At 53.0% G+C, this 4977-nt stretch carries 2 protein-coding genes and 3 tRNA genes; all 5 read left to right on the top strand.

Annotated features, from left to right (window positions below):
• Positions 1 to 1066: 1066 nt before the first annotated feature.
• The 5 genes from ACIOTN_RS17955 (at position 1067) to ACIOTN_RS17935 (ending at position 4709) form a co-directional block, all read left to right on the top strand.
• Positions 1067 to 2491 (top strand): amino acid permease, encoded by a 1425-nt coding sequence (locus tag ACIOTN_RS17955; RefSeq protein WP_402735844.1) that lies wholly within the window; start codon positions 1067 to 1069, stop codon positions 2489 to 2491.
• A gap of 176 nt (positions 2492 to 2667) precedes the next feature.
• Positions 2668 to 4044, top strand: coding sequence for an FAD-linked oxidase C-terminal domain-containing protein (locus ACIOTN_RS17950; RefSeq protein WP_332504510.1), 1377 nt, complete (start codon positions 2668 to 2670; stop codon positions 4042 to 4044).
• 109 nt (positions 4045 to 4153) lie between these two features.
• A tRNA-Pro gene (locus ACIOTN_RS17945) sits at positions 4154 to 4227 on the top strand.
• Between the two features lie 286 nt (positions 4228 to 4513).
• A tRNA-Gln gene (locus ACIOTN_RS17940) sits at positions 4514 to 4585 on the top strand.
• A 48-nt stretch (positions 4586 to 4633) separates the two neighbouring features.
• Positions 4634 to 4709: transfer RNA gene (locus ACIOTN_RS17935), tRNA-Glu, on the top strand.
• Positions 4710 to 4977: the final 268 nt, after the last annotated feature.

The following is a 4977-nucleotide window of genomic DNA, read 5'->3' as shown; positions in this document are numbered from 1 at the left end:
ACCGTTTGGTGCCGGGGCCTCACCTGTTTAACGAGAAGGGGAGGGGGAATTAGGCAGCTGGTGCTGCTTGGTTCCTCCTCCCCTCCTGCTTTAACGACCAGTGCGTCCAGGGTATTTGTGTTGGCCAAGGTTGCCGGCGAGCTCAGTTGCTTGCACCGGATGACGAGGGCCAGGTTACCCGAGAATTATTCACTGGAGTTCTTATCCAAATTGAAGATCAGGTTGTCGGCCCAGCCAGCCTTGCTGAGCCATATTTGTTCCCTGACGGGTATCGACTAAAAATGCCAGCTGGTCGACTGCGTAATTTGAGTTTCAGGCACCAAGGCGACAGCTCCGTTTCGGAAGACTATTCCCGCAGTTGCACCACATTCACCTGCCGGCGTGCAATGGTGAGAGCAACTGGCAACCATAGGTCTCGGCGTAAGGGGATTCGACCGACCAAGGGAACCAAGACTGCGAGAATTCACCGGGTCAGGCCAATGAACGTCATTGTGGACCTCGTCTTGGAAAGCCTTGAAAGCAATAGATACTGTCATCCACCGCCTGAAGGCACCGGTGTCATGTTTCTGAAGACGCGGACGCTTACGGACAGTAGATGCTTTGACTTCTGGTGGACAACATGACGGACACAGGCGGGCGTGGCTGCTGACCACTGACGTGCAGCACGTTGAAGCCAGCCGTATCGGAATCCTGCCTCGATATCGAGGGATTGCGCAAGCACATTTAAGCATTCTCAAGGTCGTTGGTGAGGATCGCGCAGCATGATCCTTCAATTGGATTCACGAGTATCTGACTGCGTTGCATGCCGGGATGTGTACTTCTATCGACAGCTCGCGAGTGGTCGAAATTCCAGAATGCCCATCACGCTGTCCCGAGATACCCGTTGGAAGAATTGCCGTCCGGTATCTCAGCTTCTTTTCACCAAGAGTCTGAGGTACTGGACTATCTTGTCTTTTCCCCGCTCCAAGATGCGTGTGACTGCGATTACATGGATGTCGGGGTTGAAGCACACCATGAAAAGTGAGCGGCAAACCTCTGATGCAGTTAGGAATATCGGAGGAGCAGCATGCGTACTAGCCAGACAAGTCAAAACTTGAAACGTGGTTTAAGCACACGGCACATCAGGTTTATCGCTCTAGGGTCTGCTATTGGCACAGGCTTGTTCTATGGTTCCGCAAGCGCCATTCAAATGGCTGGGCCAGCGGTGCTGTTGGCATACATACTCGGTGGGGCAGTGGTGTTCATGGTGATGCGTGCGTTGGGAGAAATGGCAGTCCGCAATCCGACCTCCGGCTCATTCGGAAGCTATGCCACTGAATTCGTTGGACGCTTTGCTGGCTTTGCAACCGGGTGGACCTACACGTTTGAAATGTTTGTGGTGGCCCTGGCTGACGTGACGGCTTTTGGCGTATATATGGGTTTCTGGTTTCCCAACGTCGAACGATGGATCTGGATCCTGGCAGTTGTTTTCTTCATTGCCGCCGTGAACCTGCTCTCGGTCAAAGTCTTCGGCGAACTGGAATTTTGGTTCTCCTTGATCAAGGTCGTCGCTATCATGGCAATGATCGCTGGTGGCGTTCTCGTAATCGTCTTCGGGTTGGGCAACCAAAGCGAAGGAGCTGCAGGTCTATCCAATCTCTTTGCTGGCGACGGCTTCATGCCGCATGGTGTCTGGGGCATTCTCGCTTCCCTGACCATTGTCATGTTTGCCTTCGGCGGCACCGAAGTGATCGGCATTACCGCTGGTGAAGCGCAAAACCCGCGTAAAGTCATTCCGCAGGCAATTAACTCTGTGCCAGTGCGCATCTTGCTGTTCTACGTACTCACGCTCGGTGTCATCATGTGCATTCAGCCGTGGAACACGATTGATGGTAGTGAAAGTCCATTCGTTTCGATCTTCTCCAGCATCGGCTTCTCGTCAGCAGCAAATGTCCTGAACTTCATCGTCATCACTGCGGCACTCTCAGCAATCAACGCAGACATCTTCGGCGCGGGACGCATGATTCACGGTATGGCCAAACAAGGCCAGGCGCCACAGGTATTCACGAAGACCACGGCTAACGGGGTCCCATGGGTGACTTCACTATCGATGATCGGCGCATTGCTTATTGGTGTAGTGCTGAACATCTGGTTCGAAGATGAGATCTTCTTCCTCATTGCTGCATTGGCTACTTTCGCCACCGTCGTTGTTTGGTCGATGATCCTGATCTCTCATATTCGGATGAAGCACCGGATAGACAGAGATAATCTTGAACCATCTGCATTCCCAGTTCCGCTTTGGCCAGTGGGTAGCTACTTGGCGCTGGCCTTCATGATCTTCGTGATCATCTTAATCGGCATTATTCCGGATACGCGTAGTGCACTCATTACCGGTCTAATCTGGGTGGCAATCCTGGGCGTCTGTTATCGACTATTCGTCAGAGGAAAAGCTCTTCCAGCAGAAATCCAAGCAGCGCAATCGAAAGAAAATGCAGCAGCTGAACGGTCTTAGCCCGATAAATAATAGGGCAATGACGTATGCCGGCCCCGGACTGGCTGGCCATGAGGGTGCAAACGCAGTTTTGAACCGAGCTACTAGTAAATTGCCAAGTCATCAAGTTCGGCAAAGACCCTCAAAAGCCGTAGTCTCAGGTAAATACTTGCACGCAACGATCCGTGGAGATAAAGATGGCCGCTTCCCATGCCGGATTTCTAGATGCCCTCAGCGCGGCATTACCAGAGAATGCCATTGAAACAGCGGGCCCGCTGCTTCGAGAAAACTCTAGAGACTTCGGTCAGTTGTCGGGGGATCCCATTGAACCGCTGGCCGTGGTTTTCGCCAGTTCCGTAGCGGATGTACAACACGTTCTACGCTTGGCTAGCGAATACAAGGTACCGGTCATTAGCCGCGGTGCCGGCACAGGTGTTTCTGGTGGTGTACACGTACTAGGTGATGCCGTCGTCTTGAACTTGAGCAAGATGAATAGAATCCTAGAGATCCGCCCGGAAGATGAGGTCGCTGTGGTTGAACCTGGCGTCATCAATCATCAGCTGAACGAAGCCGTTTCCGAATTCGGCCTCATGTACGCCCCGGATCCTGCTAGCTACAAGATGTCTACAATTGGCGGCAACATCGCAACCAACGCGGGAGGCCTGCGGTGCGCGAAGTATGGCGTGACCCGAGAAGCAGTGCTCTCCCTAGACGTAGTATTGGCAGACGGCCGACTAATCCGCGTTGGCAAGAATACGTTTAAGGGTGTAGCAGGGTATGATCTCGCCGCACTTTTCACAGGGTCAGAGGGCACGCTGGGCGTTGTCGTTCGCGCAGTTCTCCGATTGCGCTATCTCCCGGTAGACGAGCGAGACATAGCTCTATTGTTCCCCAGCCTGGAAGAAGCGGTCGAGGGCGTTCAACTGATTGCCAAAGCCAGAATTCAGCCTGCCATTTTGGAACTCATTGATCATTCGACTCTGCTCATTCTTGATGAACAGTACTCGACGAATTACGCAGGTCACGGCGGTGCCATGCTCTTGGCTCGACTGGATGGCTATGGCGCCGAGCGTGAAGAAACCGCTCTCCGCAGTGTTTTCGCAGACCGCAATGCCCAGCTAAGCAATTCGGCAGATCCGAGTGCTACGCAACTGATCGAAATGCGCCGAACCAGCCGGGGTGATACTAAAGACGATGCTTACCGGACTGGAGAGGATGTCGCGATTCCGAAAAGCAAGATGCTTGAATACGTGCACCGCGTTCAACGGGCTGCGCGGGACGAAAACGTAAACATGCGGATGATTTCGCATGTAGGGGATGGCAATCTGCATCCGACGTTTTCTGTAGAACCGGAAGACGGCAACGAGCCACTAGCGAGGCTTGACCGTGCAGTTGAAAGCTCCGTACGTATTGCACTGGAACTGGGCGGCACAATTACTGGCGAACACGGTGTCGGGCTGATCAAAAAAGATTGGTTGCAATGGGAACAAGCAACAGAAGTGATCGAACTCCAACAGCAGATCAAGAACCTTTTGGACCCGTTGAATATCTTGAATCCTGGGAAAGCTATCTAATGGTCTTAAGCTGCGAGGCCCGGCTAAGGACTTGGCGGCAAAGAAAAGAGTAGCTATGCCGGGCATTGATGAGAATTCTGCAGGGTGTATAGTGAAATGGTTGTAACCACGGGATATAGCGCAGCTTGGTAGCGCGCGTCGTTCGGGACGACGAGGTCGCAGGTTCGAATCCTGTTATCCCGACACACAGCTAAGGGGGAACTTCGGTTCCCTCTTTTGCATTAAGCAGTCGTCTCAGCACGCAGTGACAGGTCAAGTGGACCTGCCTCCTTCGGCGGCAATTTATCGGCTGACGTGTAGCGAAGCTCAGGTCTGTTACAGGCATTTCAATAAACGAGCTGCAGATCACTCGAGGATATTGCCCCAGGATGTGCGATCCGTGAATTTTTTAGGTATAGTTATATCTCGTGCTAAGGCGTTCAGCGCAGATCAGCTTCGGCTGCTGAAGCAAATGAATACCAAGTCACATTGGGATATGGTGTAATTGGCAACACAACGGTTTCTGGTTCCGTCATTCTAGGTTCGAGTCCTGGTATCCCAGCGCTTCACCAAAGAGATTTGGTGAGCTGAAGATTAATCTTCAGCATACGGCCCCATCGTATAGCGGCCTAGTACTCCGCCCTCTCACGGCGGCAACACGGGTTCGAATCCCGTTGGGGTCACCAAAGCAAAAATCGCGAAACTTATGTTTCGCGATTTTTTTATGCCCAAAAACCGAGGATTCTACGGAACCGACAGCGGCTTCCGCTGATACCTCCTTAAGCAGGGTAATCCGTCAGTAATGTAACGGCGCAGAGTTGCAGGTCTAGCGCGGGTGAGGGGAAACTGCCCGTTGAGCCCGTTGAGCCCGTTGAGCCCGTTGAGCCCGTTGAGCCCGTTGAGCCCGTTGAGCCCGTTGAGCCCGTTGAGCCCGTTGAGCCCGTTGAGCCCGTA

This window comes from Glutamicibacter sp. NPDC087661, assembly GCF_044743275.1.
Taxonomy (GTDB): domain Bacteria; phylum Actinomycetota; class Actinomycetes; order Actinomycetales; family Micrococcaceae; genus Glutamicibacter.
The sequence above is the reverse complement of the archived record's forward strand: the minus strand, read 5'-3'. Positions and strand labels throughout refer to the sequence as shown.

Coding starts and splice junctions, on each gene's coding strand:
- ACIOTN_RS17955 (WP_402735844.1), top strand. CDS start 1,067: ATGCGTACTAGCCAGACAAGTCAAAACTTGAAACGTGGTTTAAGCACA.
- ACIOTN_RS17950 (WP_332504510.1), top strand. CDS start 2,668: ATGGCCGCTTCCCATGCCGGATTTCTAGATGCCCTCAGCGCGGCATTA.